The 21,841-nt window shown below is 70.0% G+C and carries 18 protein-coding genes; 8 read left to right on the top strand and 10 right to left on the bottom strand.

What is annotated here, in order from left to right; all coding sequences use genetic code 11:
• The first annotated feature begins 601 nt into the window (after positions 1-601).
• The 3 genes from AC069K_RS28755 (at position 602) to AC069K_RS28745 (ending at position 3,173) form a co-directional block, all read left to right on the top strand.
• Positions 602-1,768: an alanine--tRNA ligase-related protein gene (locus AC069K_RS28755; protein WP_478621252.1), complete on the top strand. Its 1,167-nt coding sequence runs from the start codon at positions 602-604 to the stop codon at positions 1,766-1,768.
• Between the two features lie 117 nt (positions 1,769-1,885).
• Positions 1,886-2,485 carry an HD domain-containing protein gene (locus AC069K_RS28750; protein WP_478621250.1) on the top strand — a complete coding sequence of 200 codons (600 nt, stop codon included), beginning with the start codon at positions 1,886-1,888 and terminating at the stop codon, positions 2,483-2,485.
• A 166-nt stretch (positions 2,486-2,651) separates the two neighbouring features.
• Positions 2,652-3,173: a GNAT family N-acetyltransferase gene (locus tag AC069K_RS28745; protein ID WP_478621248.1), complete on the top strand. Its 522-nt coding sequence runs from the start codon at positions 2,652-2,654 to the stop codon at positions 3,171-3,173.
• Between the two features lie 62 nt (positions 3,174-3,235).
• On the opposite strand, the gene AC069K_RS28740 is transcribed toward AC069K_RS28745, so the two are convergent.
• The 4 genes from AC069K_RS28740 to AC069K_RS28725 form a co-directional block, all read right to left on the bottom strand.
• The gene (locus tag AC069K_RS28740; RefSeq protein ID WP_478621246.1) at positions 3,236-3,742 is read right to left on the bottom strand and encodes a hypothetical protein; all 507 of its coding nucleotides are present in this window, start codon (positions 3,740-3,742) and stop codon (positions 3,236-3,238) included.
• 98 nt (positions 3,743-3,840) lie between these two features.
• The gene (locus AC069K_RS28735) at positions 3,841-5,724 is read right to left on the bottom strand and encodes an alpha/beta hydrolase (protein ID WP_478621244.1); all 1,884 of its coding nucleotides are present in this window, start codon (positions 5,722-5,724) and stop codon (positions 3,841-3,843) included.
• Positions 5,721-6,191 carry a hypothetical protein gene (locus AC069K_RS28730; protein WP_478621242.1) on the bottom strand — a complete coding sequence of 157 codons (471 nt, stop codon included), beginning with the start codon at positions 6,189-6,191 and terminating at the stop codon, positions 5,721-5,723. The genes AC069K_RS28735 and AC069K_RS28730 overlap by 4 nt, the downstream gene beginning before the upstream one ends.
• 310 nt (positions 6,192-6,501) lie before the next feature.
• Entirely contained in the window at positions 6,502-7,080 is a 579-nt protein-coding gene (locus AC069K_RS28725; protein ID WP_478621240.1) for a hypothetical protein, read from the bottom strand.
• Positions 7,081-7,328: 248 nt separating this feature from the next.
• On the opposite strand from AC069K_RS28725, the gene AC069K_RS28720 reads away from it, so the two are divergent.
• The gene (locus AC069K_RS28720; RefSeq protein ID WP_478621238.1) at positions 7,329-8,297 is read left to right on the top strand and encodes an SMP-30/gluconolactonase/LRE family protein; all 969 of its coding nucleotides are present in this window, start codon (positions 7,329-7,331) and stop codon (positions 8,295-8,297) included.
• Positions 8,298-8,448: 151 nt separating this feature from the next.
• On the opposite strand, the gene AC069K_RS28715 is transcribed toward AC069K_RS28720, so the two are convergent.
• The 3 genes from AC069K_RS28715 to AC069K_RS28705 all read right to left on the bottom strand — a co-directional run bounded on the left by AC069K_RS28715 (position 8,449) and on the right by AC069K_RS28705 (position 12,296).
• Positions 8,449-8,943, bottom strand: a complete 495-nt coding sequence (locus AC069K_RS28715; RefSeq protein WP_478621236.1) for a hypothetical protein — start codon at positions 8,941-8,943, stop codon at positions 8,449-8,451.
• Positions 8,944-9,112: 169 nt separating this feature from the next.
• The gene (locus AC069K_RS28710; RefSeq protein WP_478621234.1) at positions 9,113-9,721 is read right to left on the bottom strand and encodes a hypothetical protein; all 609 of its coding nucleotides are present in this window, start codon (positions 9,719-9,721) and stop codon (positions 9,113-9,115) included.
• Positions 9,722-10,379: 658 nt separating this feature from the next.
• Complete coding sequence (locus tag AC069K_RS28705; protein WP_478621232.1) at positions 10,380-12,296, bottom strand: helix-turn-helix domain-containing protein; 1,917 nt, start codon at positions 12,294-12,296, stop codon at positions 10,380-10,382.
• 293 nt (positions 12,297-12,589) lie between these two features.
• On the opposite strand from AC069K_RS28705, the gene AC069K_RS28700 reads away from it, so the two are divergent.
• The 3 genes from AC069K_RS28700 to AC069K_RS28690 are packed head-to-tail and all read left to right on the top strand — an operon-like array spanning position 12,590 to position 15,677.
• Positions 12,590-13,435 carry a helix-turn-helix domain-containing protein gene (locus AC069K_RS28700; RefSeq protein ID WP_478621230.1) on the top strand — a complete coding sequence of 282 codons (846 nt, stop codon included), beginning with the start codon at positions 12,590-12,592 and terminating at the stop codon, positions 13,433-13,435.
• Positions 13,432-14,229 carry an SAM-dependent methyltransferase gene (locus AC069K_RS28695; RefSeq protein WP_478621228.1) on the top strand — a complete coding sequence of 266 codons (798 nt, stop codon included), beginning with the start codon at positions 13,432-13,434 and terminating at the stop codon, positions 14,227-14,229. Before AC069K_RS28700 ends, AC069K_RS28695 begins: the two co-directional genes overlap by 4 nt.
• Before the next feature lie 59 nt (positions 14,230-14,288).
• The gene (locus AC069K_RS28690; protein ID WP_478621226.1) at positions 14,289-15,677 is read left to right on the top strand and encodes a helix-turn-helix domain-containing protein; all 1,389 of its coding nucleotides are present in this window, start codon (positions 14,289-14,291) and stop codon (positions 15,675-15,677) included.
• 28 nt (positions 15,678-15,705) lie between these two features.
• On the opposite strand, the gene AC069K_RS28685 is transcribed toward AC069K_RS28690, so the two are convergent.
• The 3 genes from AC069K_RS28685 to AC069K_RS28675 all read right to left on the bottom strand — a co-directional run bounded on the left by AC069K_RS28685 (position 15,706) and on the right by AC069K_RS28675 (position 20,296).
• Entirely contained in the window at positions 15,706-17,088 is a 1,383-nt protein-coding gene (locus AC069K_RS28685; RefSeq protein ID WP_478621224.1) for a helix-turn-helix domain-containing protein, read from the bottom strand.
• Positions 17,089-17,675: 587 nt separating this feature from the next.
• A complete protein-coding gene (locus tag AC069K_RS28680) occupies positions 17,676-18,665 on the bottom strand; it encodes a helix-turn-helix domain-containing protein (protein WP_478621223.1) in 990 nt (329 codons plus the stop codon).
• A gap of 1,037 nt (positions 18,666-19,702) precedes the next feature.
• Complete coding sequence (locus AC069K_RS28675) at positions 19,703-20,296, bottom strand: TetR/AcrR family transcriptional regulator (RefSeq protein ID WP_478621222.1); 594 nt, start codon at positions 20,294-20,296, stop codon at positions 19,703-19,705.
• Positions 20,297-20,570: 274 nt separating this feature from the next.
• Between AC069K_RS28675 and AC069K_RS28670 the strand changes: the two genes are divergently transcribed.
• Positions 20,571-21,716 (top strand): FAD-dependent oxidoreductase, encoded by a 1,146-nt coding sequence (locus AC069K_RS28670; protein WP_478621220.1) that lies wholly within the window; start codon positions 20,571-20,573, stop codon positions 21,714-21,716.
• Positions 21,717-21,841: the final 125 nt, after the last annotated feature.

The following is a 21,841-nucleotide window of genomic DNA, read 5'->3' as shown; positions in this document are numbered from 1 at the left end:
CCGCCAATGACGTTAAAGGGGCAGGTGGGGGCATGCGCAAGCGCAAACGGGGGAGCGGGATAAATTCGGGTGGTCGCGCATAACACCGTTGCCGGGGTGTGTGCAAGAGCTACCGCGCTCAGACGTACACGTCCGGAGCGTCAACTTCTGTGGCACGGCGCCTGGGTACCCGCGCAACGTACGCGGTCCGCGCAGCCGCTCGGGTCCTCACGTGGGTGCCGTGGCCCCCATTAAACGGTTGCCGCACCGGTGCGGTCGCGTTCCCGTCTGCCCTTCTCCTTGCTTGCAGACCTGCCGGGACCCGCGACAGCCCAGGACGCGGCGGAAGGAAATCGCGCGCTCGCGCGGCCCGGGCGGGCTATCGTCCCCGTATGAACGTCACCGGCCGAACCACCCCCGCGACCGCGCGAGCGCCCCGCTCGCCGGTTGCCGCCGTCTGACCTTCCCCCCTTTCCCACCGGCGACCGGAAACGGCCCGCCGGTGGTTCATGGCGTTCTCGGCCCCTGCCGCTACGCGTTGACCAGCACGGACCCGTTATCCGGTGCCTTCCCCGCTGTGACGCGAAGAAGCGAAGTAGCGCAGAAGCAAAGGAGCCGTCCCATGGACACAGAGACGATGGTCCGTACGTTCCTCGAGTACTTCGAGGAGCGTGGCCACCGCCGGATCAGCAGCTCGACACTGCTGCCAACCCCCGGCGACCCGGTGCTGTTCACCACTTCCGGTATGCATCCCCTCACCCCGTACCTGGAGGGGCGCCCCCATCCGCTGGGCCGGCGGCTGGTCAACGTGCAGCGTTGTCTGCGCACCACCGACCTGGAGGAGGTCGGCGATGCCACCCACCTGACGGTCTTCGAGATGCTCGGCACCTGGTCGCTGGGCGATTACGAGGGCTCGCTGAGCCTCGACTGGGGGTACAGGCTGCTCACCGACGGACTGGGCATCGACCCCGGCATGCTGCACGCCACCGTCTTCGGCGGTGACGACCGGACCGGGCCGGACACCGCTTCCCTTGAGGTATGGCAGGAGCATGGCGTACCTGTCGAGCTCACCGTGGAGGACAACTGGTGGTCCAACGGTCCGATAGGCCCGTGCGGTCCCGACTCGGAGATCTTCCTGTGGAGCGGCGATAGCCCGCCCCAGTCGACACCCACCCGCGACGACCGCTGGGTGGAGGTCTGGAACCACGTGATGATGCGCCACCGTCGACGGGAAGACGGCTCCCTGGTTCCACTTCCCCAGCGCAACGTCGACACCGGACTCGGCGTGGAGCGCCTGGCCTCGCTGCTCCAGGGCAAGTCGTCCGTGTTCGAGTGCGATGTCTTCGACCCCTGGCGCCGCATCGTGCCGGTCCTGTGGCCGCTGGACGAACCGTCGCTGCGCCTGGTCTACGACCACCTGCGGTCAGCCGTCGTCGTACTCGGCGACGGCGTACGCCCCGCCGCCACCGGACGCGGCTACGTACTCCGCCGCCTGCTGCGACGCGTACTCACCCTCCTCTGGCGGGACGACCCGTCGCGCACCCTGGGAGACCTGCCGGAGGAGCTCATCTCCCACACCCTGCACCACTTCCGCCAGGAGGTGCGCCCCGGCGACGTACGCCGACTGCTCCTCGAAGAGGAGCGCCGGTTCAGCCGACTCCTGGTACGGGGCCGACAGGTGCTGGCCCGTTCCCGTTTCCAAGGCCCGCTGCGGGACGAGGACTTCCAGTACCTCCACGACACACACGGTCTGCCTCGTGAACTCGTCACGAGCCTGCGGGAGGAGTGAGGGGAGCGAGTGACGGCCCGGGGAGAATTCGGAGAGAGCGGGCGCGGTCACCGGAGGTGAGCGGGGCGCCCCGCTCACCTCCGGTGACCGCCCTCGCGGCATTGCTAAGCTGCACCGATGACCATTTTGTCGGTGGACGAGTGCCGCGAGCTCCATGAGAAGCACGCCCCGTTCCGGGATGCGTACGAGTTGGTCTGGACCCACTGCGAGATCGTGTGGCAGATCGCCGAAGGGCTGCTGGACCGCTGCGGCGGGGCGGAGCTGGACCGCGAGCTGGTACGGGCGGGCTGTCTGCTGCACGACATCGGCGTCTACCGCCTCTACGACAGTACGGGCCGCCTCGATCACGCCAACTACCTGCGCCACGGCATCCTCGGTCACGCCCTCCTCGCGGAGGAGGGACTCCCCGAGTCCGTGTGCCGGTTCTGCTCCTGTCATACGGGTGTGGGGCTGACCAGGGACGACATCGAACGCCAGCAGTTGCCGCTGCCGCCCGCCGATTACGTGGCGGAAACGGCCGAGGAGCGGCTGGTGATGTACGCGGACAAGTTCCACAGCAAGTCCACACCCCCCAGATTCCTCACCCCGGCCGGCTACGCCGCCCACGTCGCCCGCTTCGGCCCCGACAAGAGCCGTGCCTTCGAGGAGCTGCGAGCCACGTTTGGTGACCCGCACCTGGACGGACTGGTCACGGCGTACGGCCACGCCTTGCACTGACCACCGCCCCCGCACGGAGCATGAGCTCGCCGTGCGCGCGGTCGAGCAGTCGTGGAGTCGAGCAGTGTGCTGTGCCGTGTGGTGACGTACCGGCCACGCCCGCTACGACCCGCCGTGCGTGGAAACTCGGTATCGCTCTCACCGGCAGTCAGCTGAGGATGGTGGCATGGACGCGCCGAAGGTCACCCTGCGGAAAATGACGCCGTCGGAGTACGAAGCGGCGACTGCGCATCGCGAGGCCGAGACGGCCCGCGAACTGGGCAAGTTCATGCCGGCAGAGCTGGCGCGAGAGCGGGCGCACCGGGGCACGGCCCAGTTCCTCCCGGACGGGTGTGACACCGCTGGTCATCACCTTGTGGTGGCGGAGAACGCATCGGGCCAGGTCGTGGGAGACGCGTGGATCGGCCCGGACCCACGTCAGGCAGCGGCCACCACGGACTCGGCCTGGCTGTACGACATCAACGTCCTCGCTCCGTTCCGGCGCCACGGGTACGGATCGGCCATCCTCGCCGCCGCCGAGGAACTCGTGGCCCGTGAGGGCATGGCCTCGCTCCATCTGAACGTCTTCGGGGGCAACGCCGCAGCCATTGCCTTGTACCGGCGCAACGGCTACGAGGTGTCTTCGATGTACATGTCCAAGAGCGTGCAACCGAGTTCGAGGGACCACGGGGCCAGCACGGGGCCGTAGTGATGCCGCACAGCGCCTGTCGGGTGTCGGGCTGCGGGGACGCTGCGGCCGGGCCGTCCGGCTCACGTACGCGTCGGCGTGGCTGACCAGAAGTCGTCGTGGATGTAGGGGCGGGGGAGGGGTTTGCCGCCCTCGTAGGCGGGGGTGTTGGTGTCCACGTTGGACGGGGTGGCCGGCTTCTGGACGGGAGAGTCGGTGAGGCAGGGGGTGGTGACGGAGAAGCGGAACTGGCCCTCGCCACCCACGGCCACATGTACTTGGAAGCCCCCGGGCGTGAAGGCCGTGATGGACGGGAGCTCCATACTCCGGTTCACCCGGGTGATCTTGTACGCGCTTGCCTTCCAGTTGCGTTCGACGACCCCGAGGAGCGCGCCGCGCCGCTCGGGAGAGACGACCGTCATGATCATGATGCCGCGAATGACGGAACCGGTGCCCGTGCCGGCGTTCTTCCAATCCGAGCAACCGATGTCCTCCGATGCCTCATGGACCCAGCGGAGCCCCGGGGTGATGCCGGCCAGGGTGTTCTGGAGGATGGCGTCGGCTTTCTCGGCGCCTTGCTGCATGTTCATGGTGGGTCGATCTCTTCCGGTGATATCCGAGTCAGTGAGCGAGCCACAGCCGGTGACTGTCGCGAGGAGCAGCAGGGTGACGACGTGGCGATGGAGATTCATCGGGGCTCCTGAGTGCTGATCTCACTGCCTCGACCCGCCACGATCTTGGCGATGTTGTCGGCGGAGTCCGCGTCCTTATCCGGGTTGAAGTAGTTCGAGTGGGCCCCGATGTCACCGATGGAAAGGTGCCCGGCGTCCACGACCGGCGGGCCGTCGGCCACGGTGAAGCGCTTGGCGCCGAATTCCGCGCTGGCGGGGTCAGTGCCGAAGTAGATCTGGCTGTCGTCGGACACGGCGTCACCGACCTCGTAGCCGGTGAAGGCTCCGAGGAGGCCCGAGCCCAGTCCTGCGACAGGCCCGAGGAGGGATCCGGTCTTATAACCGTTCTTGAAGCCTTCCCGGGCAGTGGCGATTTCGGCTGAGTTCGGCAGCTGGGTGACGAGGTCGTTCTTGGCGGCGCCGACGTAGACGTGGTCTTTGCCGACACCCAGCTGGTCGGCGGTGCGGGCTCCGGTGCCCGGACTGCCGACGAGAATGATGTCGTCGGCACCGGGGATGCCGCCCGACCGCTGCGCCGCCTGGCCGACGGTGAGGGAGCCGTAGGAGTGGCCGATGGCAGTGATGTGGGGATCGGCATTCTCATTCGTCGCCGAGATGCCCGCCATGAACTGGTTGTAGGCGGAGGAGCCCGCGACCGCGTGGTACGGGAACATCACGGCGAAATTGGCGCCGATCTTTTCTGCCGGCAGCTGAGGCGCGTCATAGCCGAGCCACACGATCGAGGCGCTGGACTGGTCGTAGAACCCTGCTCCTTTGGCGGTCTGGCGGGCCCGCTTGATGTCACCGCGGGCGAAGTCCGCGTCGAGTGAGGTGCCGAGACCCGGGACGTAGGCGGACACGTTCTTCGAGGTGTCCGGGTTGCCGAAGGCCACGATGGCGCGCCCGTTGCCCTGGTCGCCGATCCCGAGCAGGTACATGGGCGGGACGCCCGGCTCCGGTGCCGCCTGGAGCTGTTCGTCGATCGACCGCAGCCCCGCCAGCTTCGCCCGCGCCGCCTCGGTGTCCTCGCCCGACAGCTTGCCGATCAGCATCTGCAGGTTGTCGCGGTTGGCCTCGTCGCGGGCGAGGGCCGGGATGCCGTCCAGGTTGCCGAGGACGTCCGGGCACAGGGTGAGGTATTCGTCGCGCTGGGCCTGGGACAGGTGGGTCCACCAGTCGTGGCGCTCGGCGGGGGAGGCGTTCGTCGGGATGGTCTTCTTCAGGCGGTCGCCGGAGAGCTTGCGCACCGCGGCCAGGTCCGAGGCCGCGTCCTTCCAGGTCGCCTCGGTGACGTCCAGGCCGGGTTCGGCCTTCAGCCTGCTCAGGGCCGTACTGAAGTGTTCGTCGGCCTCGCGGGCCGCCGTGAGTACGCGGTGGATGCGGTCGGCGATGTCCTGGGCCTTGGCCCGGTTGGGGTTGGGGTCGGCCAGGCCGGGGTGGAGCGCGCCGAGGGTGGGCGGGCGGGACATGAGCGGGGTGTCGGCGCCGGCGCTGCCGCCGGGGACCGGCTGGTCCGTGACCACGTTCTGGCCGCCGGCCGGGTAGCTCACCGATCCGTCCGCCGCGACCGTGAACCCGAGACTGGCGGCGTCGTCCAGGGCGTCCTTCAACTGCCCCTGGAACCCGACCAGTTCGTACACGAGTGAGGTCACAGTCGTACGGACGAGACCGCACTCCGTACGGATGTAGTCGTAGTTGCGGTCCAGGCGGCGCAGACGGTTGACGGCGGCCGGGGACGCCATGCCCTTCTGCGTGGCTTCCAGGCCGTGGATCATCTCGCTGCTGATCCGGTCCCGGGCCGCGTCGGCCTGGGTACTGACGGCGCCCCAGCCGTCGGCGGCGTCGAGGAGTTCGGCGCACTTGAGGTCGTGCAACTGCTGCCAGGTGAGCACCCCCGTCACCGGCCCTTGCCGGCCGGCGCGGAGAACTGAGCCAGCGCCGACTTCACACCCGCGTCCACTTCGCCCTGCGCCCACGCCGTCCGGCGCAGAACCGGCTCCAGCGCGCCGCACTCGGTGTGGACGGCCGTCAGCCGCTTCTCCCACGAGGTGAGTACGGACTTGAGCGCGGCCATACTCGCCAGCCCGGCCGTGCCCGCCTCGGCACCGGCGTGTGCCGCGGTGAGCTTCGCCTTGGCCGTGGCGGTGTCCGTCTGCAGTGCGTGGGCGGTGCCCGCCGCGTCCGACCACGGCTTGGCGCTGTGCTTCAGCTCGCCACTGCCATCGTTGTTTCCGCCACGCGCCGGTCCCGCCGACGCGAGTGACATCGCCCCCGCCTGTCGGGACTGCCCCGGCTGCCCTGCCTGTCCCGACTGCCCCGCCTGGTCCAGCAACCGCTGCCAGCTCTGCGCGTACACGTACTCCCCCACGGTCTCGTGCGACCCTCTTCCGTCGCCCCGCAATGACGTTAAAGGCGCAGGTGGGGGCGTGCGCAAGCGCAAACAGGGGGGTGGCTGAAAAAAGTGCGGCCACGCATAACACCCGTATACGGGTGTGCGCAAGAGTGATCACGCTTAGGCGTACGCGTGTGCGCCGCCAAGTTCTGCGGTGCGGCGTCTGAGTGCTCGGGGTCGGCCTCGCATCGTGCCCCGCCCGCCCGACTCCTGTGGGACCGGGCCCGGGAACCCAACGGGCTCCTGAAGGTGCAGAACGGGCTCGGCAGCCGGAGAAGAGAACGGGTCACGAGTAGTGCAGCGGGCATGCGTTGCGCAGGCTGTGTTCGGCTGCGCGGAGGTACACCGCCGTGTAGAAGGCGGCATCGAGGTCGTTCTGCCAGGGCCCCGGGTGCGTTGCGGCCGCCCGCTGGACTTCCGTGCCGGTGAACCAGTTCGTGAGGTTGAGGTTGTCGCAGTACGCGGGTATCTGCGGGGGCAGTGCCAGCTGACGGGCCAGCGTCTGGGTTGCGGCGAGGACGGTGTGGGCGGACTGGGCGATCGTGGGGTCGCCGTGGGGCGCGGCCCGCAGTTTGATGGGGTGGGGGAGCGCGATGGGCAGGAGCAGGTCCCAGCCGAGCAGGGTGTTGCTGTGATCCTGGCCGTCCGGCTGTCTTTCGCAGAGGGCGCCGAAACTGCCCATCGGACGGTTGAGCTTCTCCTCGAAGGTGGTGCCTGACCCGGGGACGAAGCCGTGCCGCCGCGGGGGCATGAGGGGTGGCAGTCCGAGGCGTGCCAGCTCGGCGGTGAGGGCGCGGGCCGTGGGCTGGAGGACTTCTTCGTCGGCCCAGTCATCGGGGGTGATGCTGACCAAGTAGATACCCATGGCCGGGAATCTACGGCCGGGCACTGACAACGGACATGTGAGCGGACCTCGGCCACCCGCCCCCGCCCCGCTTCCCGCCCCCACCCCCACTCCCGCTCCCGCTCCCACCCCAAGGCGATCCATTCCTAGCCCACGAGAGCGATCTCCCGGCCGCGATTCCGCCTGTCACCGCCCGTCGGGGCCCGGCGTACCGCACTCTGCCCCTGGCGCCACACCGGTGGCCCGTGCCGTAGCCCAAGGAGAGGCCCATGCCCCGACGCCCGTACCTGGCCGGTATCGCCGCGACCGCCATCGCCCTCGGCGTACTCGCGTCGGCTCCCGCATCCGGTGACGAGCCGATCGTGTCGCACCCGCGGGTGGTCGCCCACTTCGACTTCACCGCGGGCGAGACGCCCGAGAACATCGCGCTCGAACCCGACGGCTCCGCCGATCTGACCTTCGCCTTCGCCCGCCAGGTCGCCAACGTCACCCGGCACGGGAACGTCCGCAGCCGCGTCACCCTGCCGGCCGTCGCGGACCCGAACACCCCCCTCGTCCACAACGCGCTGGTTCTCGGCATCGCCCGCGCCCACGACGGCACCCTCTACGTCACGTACGCCACCGGCACCAGCGAGACCGGCATCTGGCGCATCAAGCCCCACGGCGGCAGGCCCCACCAGATCGTGAAGCTGCCGCCGAACGGGCTGCCCAACGGCCTCGCCCTCGACGAACACCGGGGCGTGCTGTACGCCGCCGACTCCGCGCTGGGAGTCGTCTGGCGCGCACCCGTGACAGGAGGCAGGCGCACGGCGTGGGCCACGACGAAGGCCCTGCGCCCGGTCCCGTCCGGAACGGGCTTCGGCGCCAACGGCATCAAGGTCCACGACGGCGCCGTCTGGGTCTCCAACACCGACCGGGGGACACTGCTGCGCATCCCCGTACGCCGCAACGGCTCCGCGGGCAGGACCGGCGTCCGCGCGACGGGCCTCGACGGCATCGACGACTTCGCCTTCACCTCACGCCACGGAGACACGGTCCTCGCCACGGTGAACACCGCCAACCAGGTCGTGGTGGTACGCCCGAAGGGCACCCACTCCGTCGTCCTCACCCAGCAGGACGGCCTCGCGAACCCCACCTCCGTGGCCGTACGCGACCACACGGTCTACGTCCCCAGCGCCTCGTACTTCGCCCCCGAACCGGACCCGAACCTGCTCCTAGCCCGTCTGAACCGCGGGTAGGGCCCGACCGGCCCCCCGGGCGCCATCGAGAAGGGCGGGCCCGCTTTCCGGGGCCCGCCCTTCTCGCTCAGTGACCAGGGCCTGGCGACTGCAGGACCTTGACCGAAGACCGAACGGGGCCCGCTGGGCCGGGCGTTGTGGATCGTGAGGTCTACGTACGTACCGGGGCTGACCAGTAGTCGTCGTGGATGTCGTCGCGGGGTGGGAAGGGGACGTCGTCGCGCTGCGGGGTGTTGGGGGTGGTCGCGGGGGCGGGCAGGGAGTGGGGTTCGGTGAGGCACGGGGTCACGGCGGAGAAGCTGAACTGGCCGGTGGTACCGACCTCCAGGGCGATGTGGAAGTTGTCGGGAGTGGTGGCGTAGACGGCGGGCATCGTCTTGCTCGGGTTCAGGCCGTTGATCTTGTATCCCTGGGTCTTCCAACTACGCTCGACGATGCCGAGCAGACTGCCCCGCCGTTCGGCGGACACCTTGGTCAGGATGATGACGTGGCGATGGACGGAACCGGTGCCCGTGTCCCTGCCCGGCATGTTGCTGCAACCACTGTCGATCGAGGGACCGTGGTTCCAGCGCAGGGGTGGAGTGACGGCCCCCAGGGTCTGCTGAAGCATCGCGTCGGCCCGATCGGCACCCTGGCTCATGTCCATGGCCGGTTTCCTGCGGTCGTGGGTGCCGCCGCCCTTCGTCTGGCTGTTCGGGATCGCACCGCAACCGACGGCCGTCGCGGCGAGGAGTACACATGCGGCCACTGGACCGCAGAAGGACTTCATGGGGGGGAGAGCTCCGGAGGAGGCTTTCGGGGAGAGGGTGTGTCGTTCACGTACGCGTCGAGGTGGCGGACCAGAAGGTGTCGTGGATGTAGGGCCGGAGAGGGTATTGCCCCTCGCGTTCGGGGGTGTTGGGCGGGGCGGTGGGGGCAGCGACGGTTGTCCGGGTGAGGCATGGGGTGCTGACGCTGAGGAAGAACTGGCCTTCGCCGCCGACCGATACCTCTACGGAGAAGTTGTCCGGCGTGGACGCCACGATGGAGGGGAACCGCTTGTTGGAGTTCACATTGGTGACCTTGTAGCCGTGGGCTCTCCAGTCGTGCTCGACGATGCCGAGCAGGGTGGCGCGACGTGCCTCCGAGACGACGGTCTGGATCTGTATGCGGCGGTCCACGGTCCCTGAATTCTGTGGAGCCTGTGGGTCGTCCGCGCACGAGGCATCGGTCGAGGGGCCGTGCAGCCAGCGCAGCTCAGGCTTGATCGCCGCAAGGGTCCGCCCCAGGATGACGTCGGCTCGGTTCGCGCCCTGCTGCATGTTCAGGGCCGGCCTCTTGCTTCCACCGGGGTTGCTGTTGCCGTTGCTGTGGGGGAGCGGGCCGCAGCCGGTGGTGGCGGCCAGGAGCAGCAGCGCGGCGATGGGGCGGCGGGCAATCTTCATCGTGGTTCCTCAGGGTCGATCTTGTCGCCGTTGCCCGCCACGGCCCAGGCGGTGTTCCGCGCTGATGTGGGGTCTCTCGTCGGGGCGAAGCAGACCTGGTCCGGGCCTTCCAGGACCTCCGAACTTGTGCCCCGGGCGCCCGCCCCGGGACGGGACCTCCCAGGAAGGTGCAGGCCCCGGTGCCGCCCACCTCCTCCCTTGGTCCAGCGACCGCCCGCAGTTCGGCGCGTACATGTACTCCCCCGTGGTTTCGTGCGAGCCTCGTCCGTCGCCCCGCAATGACGCTAAAGGGGCAGGTGGGGGCGTGCGCAAGCGTAAACAGGGGGGTGGCAGAAAAAAGTGCGGCCAGGCATAACACCCGTATGGGAGTGTGCGCAAGAGTGATCACGCTCAGGCGCACACGTCCGCGCCGCCAAGTTCTCCGGTGCTGCGTCTGAGTGGGCAGTGGCCGCTCGGCGCCGACCACGGATCCCGTTGCACCCGTCCGGAGCCCCTATGCCGTGTCCGGGCGGCCGCCGCAAGCAGGATGCGCCGCGATCCGAAGGAAGCCTGCGGGCGTCGCTTGAAGCACCCTTGGTCACGATTCTGCATCCGGGCAATGGCGTCCAAACGGCGGTCCGCCGAAAGCCGGGCGCTGCTCCCGGCATGGGGCCGGGGGTCAGAGAGCGGCCTGCGGCTCGGGGATGCGGGACATGCCCAGGGGAAGGCCCGTGACGACGTGCAGCGAGAACGCGAGGTCACGTACCCCGCTCAGCGACGTGAAGTCCCGGGACAGATACCCCTCGACGGTCCTCAGATGGGAGCGCACCGTCACCTCCGAGAGCCCCAACGCCCGTGCGGTGGGCTCGACATGCAGGTTGCAGGCAAGCCAGGCCCTCGCGGTGGCGATCAGCCTGCGCCGGTCCGCCCGGGCGGGTCCGAGCAGTGTGTGGGCCCAGGCCTGGACCTCTGGAGCACGCAACAGCCGGTCCAGGCCGTTCGGGGACGCGGCCTCGTCCAGCGCGGGCGATGCGGCAGGCCGTGCGGTCTGCGCGGTGACGATGTCCAGAGCCAGGGCGACAGCAATCCGGTTGGACACTGCGGACAGGTCCATCGCCAGCAGTTCCTGGGCTTTGGCGACGCGGCGGGCCAGGGTGTTGCGGTGCAGGGCCAGACGCCGGGCGGCAACGGTGTAGGGGTAGGCGAGCGCGGTGGGCAGCGATTCGCGCAGCGGTTCCCAGTGAGCCGTGTCGCACATGACCGGCCGCAGCAGGGCAAGGGACCAGGCCAGGGCGTCCGTCGGCGGGAGCAGGCTGACCACATCGGTCTGCTGGACGGACAGGGCTACCGAGTTTCTCTGGCGAGGGGCGCAGCGCAGCGCTGTCAAGGCTTCTTGCAGGGCATCGGTGAGCATGCCGAGCCCGTAGACGCCACTGCCTCCCATGCAGGAACCGGGTCCCATGACCCCGACGAGGTGGACGAGGTCGTCGGCGAGGCGGTCGTCCGGGTCGCTGCCGGAGCGGACGGGGTGGATCACCAGCACCCTGGCCTCGCTGGTGGGGTCTGCGGCCACGAGTGCGCGTTGGCCCGCCACCGTCTCGCACTGGCGGACCGTCTCGTCGCGGTGGTTGGGCGCGGTCTCGATGACGTAGAGCCGGGCCGTTTCGGGGTCGAGGAGACCAGGCATGAGCACGGCCAGAACCCTGCGGGCTTTGTCCACCTCGGCCGACAGGAGCAGTTCGGCTGCCACGGAGAGCGTGGCATGGGTGGCGTCGCTCACCGCACGGTACTCACGTGTGGCCTGGTCGATCAGGCCGAGAGCCTTGGCGGCGTGTCGCACCAGGCGCATGTCGCTCTCGCTCAACGGAGTGCGACGCCCTACCGCCAGGACGGCGTTCCCGGTCAGTGTGGGGGCAAGCGGAACGAGCCGGATGTCGAGGTCGTTGGAGGGGTGAAACCGGCCAACGGACTGGCGGATGACGGCGCATGCCAGGTAGTGGACGGCTTCGGTGGACGAGGCGGTCAGGACCTGGTTCGGCCCACTGACCAGGACCTGCGCATGGAGGGCCTGGGCAAGCCAGTCCACCATGCGCTGCATCGCCCGCGGTTCGGCCAGGCGCGTGGGCAGTCGAGCGATCAGACCGTTGAGCTGGGCGCCCAGTTCCGCGGACGCCGCGAGGCGGGATTGCTGGAGGCGGGCATGGGCATCCTGCCACCGCTCGGTGGGCGCCGTTGTCACGAGCAGGGGAATCCCGGTCTCGTCGGCTACGTCGCACAGTGCCCGCGGGAACGGCTGGGGCGAGGGAGAGGCGGCCTGGACGGCCAGTGCACGGCAGCCGTCGAGCGCCATGCTGCGCAGCAGTGACTCCAACGCGCAGGCGGTGCGGCCGCGCAGCTTCGGCGATGCCGTACCGGTGAGCAGGACGAGAGCGCCCTTCGGTAATTCGCCGGGCCCGCCTTCCTGCGTCAGTGTCGCCACCGGCAGGGTCGCCAGGGTGGCGATCTCCGTGTCCAGGTGCGCGGCGGGCCTTTGCGGCCAGACGAGCCGCAGTTCCAGTTCGTCCCTGTCCGCGGCTAACGCGCCGAGGGTCGTCATGGGCGTTTCTCCTCGCGGGCCCGATGCGGCGGGCCTGCCCGGCCCGGAGCGTCGGCATCCCGGGCACTTGTGTCAGCGCGCTCCCTGGCAGCGCGCTGGTGGTGCATGTGCAACTACGGGCCCTGCGCAGCGGAGGGACGTCCGCGCCGCGTCTCGGTGCAGGGCGGCCCAACTGCCCTTCGAGTGCGGCAGGTTAGACATCCTCAGGGGTTGCCGACAGTGTGTGCAAGGTACAAGGTGTGCACTGTCGGCAGATTGTGCAAAGTGCCGCCGGAAGGGTGGAAGGGGGGTCCGTGTCCCGAGAACGGTCGGGTTCGACCATCGCGCACCGTGTTCTGGCCAACCGGCTCAAAACGCTGCGTGAGGGCGCCGGGTTGTCACGGGCCGAAGCCGCCGGTGCCCTCGGAGCCCACCAGGCGACGGTCCGCCGCATCGAGACGGCCGCGACCTCGCTGGACGAAGGCCAGGTGCGGACCCTCCTGCGTGCCTACGGTGCATCGCCTGCCGAAATCGAGGAGTTCCTCAAGGACCTGGCGACCGCCAACCTGCCCGGCTGGTGGCACCCCTGGCGGGCCGTCATGGAACCCTGGCAGCAGGACCTCATGGCGGTGGAGTCCGCCGCCGGGCTGATCCGCATCTGGGAACCGGCCCTGGTGCCGACTCTGCTGCGCACGCCCGCCTATGCCCGCGCGGTCGACGACATCCGCCGCTCGCACCTTCCCGCACAGGACCGTGAGGCGCGCACCGAACTGACAGTGGAGCGCCAGCACCGCCTGCGCCAGTCGCACACACGCATCTGGGCGCTGATGTCGGCCGCCGCCCTGCTCACTCCCATCGGGGGAGCGCGGGTGATGGCGGAGCAGCGTCAGGCGCTGGCGGCCGCCGCCGAACGCGGTGACGTCACGCTGCAGATCCATCCGCTCGACGGCCCTCTGCACGTGCTGGCCGGACAGCCCACGCTCATGCTCTACCGAGTCGAGGTGCCCGAGATCCCCGACCACGTCGTGCGTGACGGCGGATTGCCCGGAACCGCCGAAATGTCGAATGAGCTGACTACGGTCACGGCGTACCAGATGCTGTTTGACCACGCGTGCCTCGTGGCACCGCATCCGCATACCTCACTGGAGGCCCTGGCATGACTGAGCCCACCCCCAAGGCGACGACGATCGACACGTCCGTCGCGCACAGTGCACGGGTGTGGAACTACTGGCTCGGCGGAAAGGACTACTACCCGGCCGACCAGGCGGCGGGCGACGCCTACAGCGCCACCTACCCCAACATCGTGCCCTTCGCGGCGGAGTCGCGCGCGTTTCTGCGCCGCACCATCACCTACTTGACGAAGGAGGCCGGGATACGGCAGTTCATCGACCTCGGGGCCGGCCTTCCGACGAGCAACAACACGCACGAGGTTGCCCAGCGGATCGCTCCCGACTGCCGCGTGGTCTACGTCGACCACGACCCCATCGTGCTGCTGCACGTGCACGCGCTGCTGACCAGCACCCCCGAGGGAGCCACCGACTACGTCCAGACCGACATGCGGGACACCGACGCCGTCCTGGCCGGGGCGGCCAAGACCCTGGACATGAGCCGGCCCGTCGCCCTGGTCATCAACGACGTCCTGGGCCACATCGAGGACTGGCAGGAAGCGCTCGGCCTGGTGCGCCGCCTGGTGGACCGCCTTCCCTCCGGCAGCTACCTGGCGCTCAGCCACTCGACGGCCGCCGACCAACTGCACGCGCAGGTCCAGGAGGCGTACAACACCAGTGGTGCCATTCCCTACATCTTGCGCGAACCCTCCGTCTCCGTGCAGCTGTTCGACGGTACGGAACTGGTCGAGCCGGGCTTCACCAGCTGGCCCCGCTGGCGCCCGGACGCCAACACCGGAACCCTGACCGACCGGGCGGGCTGGGGCGGCGTGGCCCGGATCCAGTGACCCCGGGCGGCGGGGCACCCGCGCCCGTCCCGGCAGGGCGGGCAACCGCGTACCAGCTGGTGCGGCGGCTGCAGAAGGCGGCCGCCCACTCGGACGCCCGGCTGATAGCCGAAACCGCGGCACTGGCGGACGGCTGGGCGGTGCTGGTCAACCGAGGCGGCCGCCCCATCCAGGCCTGCCCTGCCGAGGCCGCGTCCAAGGGCGTCCGGGCCGCCGCCCACCCCCTCGCCCACCGTCACCTCGCCGTCCGCAAGACCGCCGACACCACTCTTGTGATCGGGCCGGGACCTGCGGTGTCGCGCAAACGGATCGCCCTGCTCCAGTCCACCGCGCTTGACCTGCTGCGCATGCGTATGCCCGCCCGGCGGGTGGAGGAGGCCCAGCGCCAGGAGCAGCGCCAGCACCGCGCGGTGCTGGCGCTGCTCCTGGCCGGCCAGACACGCCTGGCCACCGAGGTCCTGGGCTGCGACGCCCTCAGCCACACGACCGTCTACCGGCTCACGGGAGAGGCGGTCGAGGCCGCGTACGGAGATCTGTGGCACCGCGTGCACACCCCCCGCCGGATGGCGTCACCCCGCACGCTGGTGTGTCTGCACGGCGTGGACCTCACCGTTGTCGCCCTCCACGGTGAGCAGGGCGACCCCCAGCAACGGCACGCACTACTCGCCCGGCTGGCCCATGAGTACCGGCTCACCGGCGGGGTCTCCGAGCCCATGCCCCTCGACCTGGCCGCCACGGCATGGAACGAAGCCTCGAGGGCCCGCAGCGGCGCGACGACAGGCAGCCTGGCCCCCGCCGCCGACCTGGGTGCCCGCGGGCTCCTGCACACCATCCCCCCGGGCCGGCTGGCGGCCTGGTCGGCTGCCGTCCTGCAACCGCTGTCCCGCGAACTCCGCAAGACACTGGAGGCGTATCTGCGCTCGGGCTCCACGGCCGCCGCGGCGTCGGCTCTGGCCGTGTCGGAAGGAACGGTACGCCAACGCCTGCGCACCGCCGCCTCCGCGCTGTGCGTGGAACTCGACGATCCCGCGGCCCAGGCCCTCCTCCTTCTGACCGTCCGCGCCCCTTCCGCGCCGCCGGCGCCCACGGCGGGCAAGCGGCTCACCGTCCGGCCGCGCGTACCCCGTGAGCTGCTCAGCCCCCAGTACGCCCAACGCTGGGCGGCGGCCCTTCTGGAACCCCTGGACCGGCCGCAGCGCATCGCGTTGCGCTGCTGGCTGCTCCACCGCGGCCGCACCGCCCCGGCGGCCGCCGAGCTCAATCTGAGCCGCAGTACGCTCACGGAGTGGCTGGCGCGCTGCAGTGGGGCACTCGCGCTGGACCTGGCGTCGGCTGCCGTGCGGGCCGAACTGCACCTGGCCGTGGAGACCCTCGCCGGTGACAGTGACATCCCCGAAAACCTGCCCCGGCGCGGCGGACGCACCTATGGCGTGCGGCGCCCCTCCTGAGCGCACAAGGCCAGCCTTGCCATGCGCGTCAGGCAGGCAGGCGACATGGCCCGAAGCCCACGCCTGCACGTGAGCCCACGCCTGCACGTGGCGCCGGGAGCACGTATCCGGCCGGCCCCGACAGCGCGCGGTCCAGGCGTTCACCCCCCACGGCGCACGTCACGCGTGCATGGCCCGACAGGTCCCGCCCTGCTGCTCTCGCGCTGCGCCCCGCTGCTCTCGCGCTGCGCCGCGCTGCCCATCGCATCTGCACGGCGCGCCACCAGGCGCGCTCGGTGACATGGCGCTGCCGCCTGCGGGCACCGGTTCCCGCGACGCCCAGCCGTTCCGCGATGCCCGCCCACGGCGACGCGGGGTGTTCACCCAGCGCACGGGCGTCGCCGATGCTCTCCACCGCCGCGAGGGTCAGGTGCAGCAGTTCACCGTCCCGGCGCACCAGGCCCAGATCGGTGAGCTTGGCGAGCTGCCGGTAGGCGGTAGCACGCGAGATGGACGCACTTCCCCGCAGCTCGGCCAGGGTCTGCCCGTCCCGCTCGGCCAGCGCCGCAAGAACGGCGAGCCCACTCCCGCTCAGGCCACGGTGCGCCAACGCGTCCAGGCGCATGAGGTGTTCGGCGGTGAGGGAGTCGATATCCGCTTCCCCGGTGTCCGGTCTCAGCACTGGCCCACTCATGGCCCCCCCAGCCTGCGGCCGTTGAGGGGTGGGTTCGTTGTGCGACAGCTCCTGAGAGCGGTCGGTGCGGGACACCAGCATCCAGCAGGAACCCTCGGTGGGCGAGCCGGAGTCGAGCTGACGCAGCAGGCGGGCGTGGACAAGGCGCCGGTTGGACCGGCGGGCGGTGGTGCGGCTGCACCCCATACGCTCGGCGAGGTCGCGCTCGGAGACGGTGTGGTCCCAGCCTCCGGAGCGCGAGCAGATACCGATGCGCGCGATCAGGTTGCGCAGGTCGGTCTTGGCGGCCGTTCCGCTCCACCTGGTGCGCTCGACGCGGGCCCGGAAGTCCGCCAGAGCAGCATGGAAGTCCTGCCGGGTACGAAGCGGCTCACCGTCGCGTACATGGTGGCGGGCGCCCTCCCAGGCCCGGTGGAGCCAGGCAACGGCTCTGTCGTAACCGTGGCGGTGCTGCAGGGCGCGAGCGGGCCGGCCCGCCGCATAGGGACCGTCCAGGAGTACCTGCACGAAGGCGGCGCGGCTCCAGCCCGCGTGGACGCAGGCGACGGCCAGGGCGCGGGTGACGGCCCAGGCGTGGTCGGAGTCCGCCGCGCCGCTGCCGCGCCCGGCGGGCGAACCGGCGTAACTGTTCTCCCGGTCGCCGTCGACGAGGAGGCGCACCATACGGGGAGAGAGCGTCGGCAGCGGGGCGAGCAGGCCTGCCGGCGCGGTGCGCGCGCCCCTTCCGGCGGCGGTCACCGAAGGCCCCCGGCAGGAACGTGCAGGGTGCCGAACATGCCGTCGAGGCACTGGCTTTTCGGATGGGGAGACAAGCGCAGACGACCCGCAAATACTTTCATTTCGAACAGCAGTGAGTGACAGCGAGCACCGCAGTGCTGCATCATGATGGTGGTCCGTTCCCGGTGGTGGAACGTCAAAGCCCCGTAACGGGCGTGAGCTCCGTACTGCTGGAGTGATCAACCTGGCATCTCGGGCTAGGAGATGACGGGCCGTGTTCCCCGGCGCTTGACGGGGTGTTGGCGCACCTCGTCAGGCCGGAGGGGACCCGGGCACGGCGTGGCCGTACAGGGCTGTTGAGTTCCTAGGTCATCGCACGCCTCGACCTTCTGAAACGATGCGGCCGACACCGCTCATCGGTAAGTAGCTGTGCGACAGCACCACCGCGACCGCGTTCGAGGCGGCTACGGCTCGGGGCGGCGCGGTCGGGCCGGGTCGGCAGGGCCACAGTCTCTCCGTTCGAGGGCTCGGTCGCGGCGGGCGAGGAGGCATTGCGGACCGTGTACGGTGCGTTCGGCGCGGCCGCCTCAGGGTGGTTCGGGGCTGGTTCACGCCGTCGCCGCAGGCTCCTGCCCCACGGGGACGAACGTGACGCGAGTGAGCCCCAGGGCCTCGAGCGGCCTCGGCGACTCCTCCACCAGACGGAACCTCCGGACAGCCGAAGAGGCGGTGGGACGTACCTTTCGCACCGTCTGGGCATCGAGGAGGTCGGTTCCCGCACCGCACACGAAGGCGGGGAGCTCGTTCAGGTAGACGGCGCGCAGTGTGGGGTCGAGGAGGACCTGGCGGCGGATGGCCTGCAGCTGCGGGTGCCCGTGCACTTCCAGTCCCAGGGTGAGCTGCGCCAGGAGCGACAGCCGCCAGTGTGTGTAGTGCGCCAGAACCTTGCGGCCGTCGGGATGGAACAGCCCGAAGCGCAGGAAGTTACTCTCCGGCATGGCGCTCGGATGCACGCCTACCGCGGCGAACAGGCGGTGGAAAGCCTGATTGGCCGCCTTCGTGTCCCATCCGGCATCGACCAGCAGACTCGGCAGGCTGGTGGCTTCGATCGTGGACCGATAGTCGCGCAGGAGGCCCCTTTGCGCGGGGCTCAGCCGCGGGTGCGCGGTGTGTCCGGTGCGCGCGAGCTGCGGGGCCCGGTTGGCGGCGAGCCAGAAGAGGCGGCTTGTCTGGCCCGCGGTCATTTCCAGCGCGGCCGCCAGCGCAGACAACTTGAGGTCGGTCCAGGTGTGTACGGCGCCGCGCTCCCAGTTGCCGTAGGCGCGGGCGCTGATGTCCAGGCGGTGAGCGACTTCCTCCTGGCTCAGCGCGAGGTAGCGGCGCCGTCCTCGGATGAAGTCGTGCAGACCGCCGGCCGCCCGGCGGGCGGGTTGCGGCCGTGCCGGAGCCGTCGTGGATGCGTTCCGGTGGGTGCGCTGGGTGCGCTGGGGGCGGGGTGGTGCACATGCGCTTTTCGGCATACCCGCGGTGGAGGACCCGGCTTCGCGGCCTGTTCCGTGTACCGGCGCCGGGCGAAGGAGCGAAGCTGCATCGGTCATCGTTTCATCCTCTCAACGCGTCCCCGCGGGTCCGGGGACTGGTGCGTGCGCCTTCGACCGGCGCTGTGTCGCGGGTGACGGATCGGCCACGGCCAATCGGCCGTGCGGGGTGCGGGGTACGGGGTGGGGAAGGCGGAGGTGGGAAGGCACGTGACGGGGCGCACGCTGCGGGGAGCAGACGGCGCCCCGCCTGCAGTTGACCGCCGGTGCCCGCTGCGGGAGGCGCACGGGCACCAGCCGCTCGGGACGAGCGGCTGGGTCGGCTGCTTCATGCCCCCGGCCGTCAGGGGAGTCCGCGACCGGGAGATGGGAGACGTCGGGGGCTGAGTGCTTCAGTACCGCCGGGCATGGATACCTGGGGCTGAGCAGCCGGTTCCGGCCTTATGGTTTGCGCGGAACGCGGTGCGCGCTACCAGCAGCAGTGCTACCCAACACCGTGTCGGCGCAACGGCGTTCAAAAAGCCGGGCTCGGTGCGTCTGGCGTTGCCGGCGGGGTGCAATGGCGGAGCGCCCCTTGTCAGCACCCGTTGCCGGTTCTTCAGGCACGGGCCCGACTCGTGACGAACGGTCCAAGCAGGCCGTGGCCTGATGTGTCTGTACATGTTTAGCCCCAGGTTTGGGGGGTGCTGCCCGACGCGTCGCCGTCGACTGACCCGTTCGGTCCGTTGGCGCGCGGGTCTCTGGCAAGAGCTTGTGCCAACCCCGTTGAATCTGTCCCATGTGCCCAGACAGGGCGCCCGCCCCTACGGTGAGCGGGAGGGGCCTGTCTTGCCTCGTAAATCTAGGTATTCGGAACCGCCTGTGCCATGGCACCGGTGCACCAGTGGCAGCTGTTCCGGTTTCGGCTGTGCACGAGTAGTCGCGATCAGGGAGCACAGCTGCACCATCTGGCGGAAATGCGCTTCCACTGGTGCACCAGGGGTGTGCGGCCCCCCCACCGCAGTCCCGCGAAGACGCGGCTGTCGGACGGCGGCGTCCAGGCCAGGACAGGTGCTCACCGACCGTGGGGTCGGTGCCGCCGAAGCGCGTGGTGAGGGCTACGGCACAGATGGCTTCGTGGGTGGTTCCCAGCCGTGGGTGAGGATGTCGAAGATTGCCTCGACGGCGGCTCGGCGGTCCTGTCGACCGCGAGCGAGTGCCGGGATGTCCAGTACGAATCGGGCAAGAGCCACACAGGCGAGGTCGTCGTGGTCCACACCGACCTCGTCGGCGATGGCTGCGCTGAGACTGTCGGTGTACCTGGTCCACATCCGTTCCGCGTACGCGCGCAGCGCCGGTGTGGAGTCGACGAGGTGGGTGAACTCGGCCGCCTGAGGATGCGCCTCGATCGAGGGCCAGGTGTCGCGGACGTGCTGTCGGAGAGCGTCGAGGATGCCCTGACCCGAGGGGCGCTCCCGCACCGCGGCGATCAGCTCTGACTCCCGGTCCTGGTCCTGGTCGAACACCAGGGCTTCCTTACCGCTGAAGTGCTTGAACACCGTAGCGGTCGATACGTCGGCGGCGTCGGCGATGTCACGGATGCCTACGTGGTCGTAGCCATGCTCCAGGAAGAGCTGCAGGGCGGCGTCGGCGATGGCCTGCCGGGTGGCCGCCTTCTTGCGGTCGCGGCGGCTGACGGGGGGCACGGTCATGAGGAGAGCGTATCCGATTGTCGAACCGGTCGCTAATTAGAGTCGTTGCACTTTTATGTGCGTTGTGCTTTTGTGAGATCGCGGGTACCTCAACGGCGCCTCTTCACCGGCACGGCCATCGCGTGCACCGCACCGCCCGTCGCGCTCCTGCGCATCAAGGAGACGCACGACGCACGACCGCGGCCGAGGCCGACGCCGACGCGGGACCACACCGCCCCGCTTTGTCCCGCTCCTTCCGCCCGACGCCTCCTCTCCACCGACCGACAGGAAAACCATGAACTCCCCAGCCCCCGCCCAGGCCGGCATCAGCATCATCGGAGCCGGACCCGGTGGACTGACCTGCGCCCGCATCCTCCAGCAGCGCGGCATCGCGGTCACCGTCTACGACCGCGACCCGGGCCCGGACGCCCGCAACCAGGGCGGCACCCTCGATCTGCACGCCGACAACGGCCAGGTCGCCCTGCGCGAAGCCGGCCTGCTCGACGAGTTCTTCGCCCTCGCCCGTCCCGAAGGGCAGGAAATGCGCCTGATGGACCCCACCGGCAGGATCACGTCCCACCAAGTCCCGGCGCCCGACGAGCTCTTCAAGCCGGAAATCGACCGCGGCCAGCTGCGCGACCTGCTGCTCGGCTCCGTGCAGCCGGGAACCGTGCACTGGGGTCGCGCCCTCGACACGATCAGCGGACCCGCCGACGGGCCGCGGCGATTGCACTTCGCGGACGGCACGAGCATCGAGACCGATCTGGTCATCGGCGCCGACGGCGCATTCTCCCGGGTACGCCCGGCCGTGTCCCCCGCCGTCCCCGAGTACACCGGGGTCAGCTTCCTGGAAGCACGGTTCTCCGACGTCGAGAACCGGCACCCCGAGATCGCCGAGCTGGTCGGTTCGGGCAGCGCCCACGCAGCCGACGGCGCACGCGCGCTGTTCGCCCAGCGCAACAGCGGCAACCACATCCGCGTCTACATCATCCAACGCGTCCCGGCCGACTGGATCGGCACCCGCGGGCTGACCGCCGAGGACACCGACGGCATCCGCGCCGTGCTCCGCGACGAGTACGCCCACTGGTCGCCCCGCATGCGCCGGATGATCACCGAAAACGACGGCCCTTACATCGACCGCCCGATCCTCGCCCTCCCGGTCCCGCACACCTGGGAACACAGCGCGACGGTGACCCTGCTGGGCGACGCCGCCCACCTCATGCCCCCGCTCGGCGTCGGCGTCAACCTCGCCATGCTCGACGCCAGCGAACTCGCCCTCGCCCTCGCGAACGCCGCCACCGTCGACGACGCCATCCGCACCTACGAGAAGACCATGCTCCCCCGCTCCACCGAGACGGCCAAGGCCCTCGAACACGCCGCCGAACACCTGCTGTCCGCGGACATACCCGACTTCGGTGGCCCCAACGACGCCCAGCGCTAGGACCGGGTACGCAACGAGGTCTCCAGCCGGCACCAGCGGATGACGGCGCAGCCCAGGGTGACGAAGGCTTGGTGTACGTCGTCGCGGATCTCCCAGCGCATCCGCAGGCACCGGAACCAGTGGCA

This window comes from Streptomyces sp. NPDC043908, from assembly GCF_056435525.1.
Note: the sequence above shows the minus strand (reverse complement) of the source record. Positions and strands in the feature narration are given on the sequence as shown.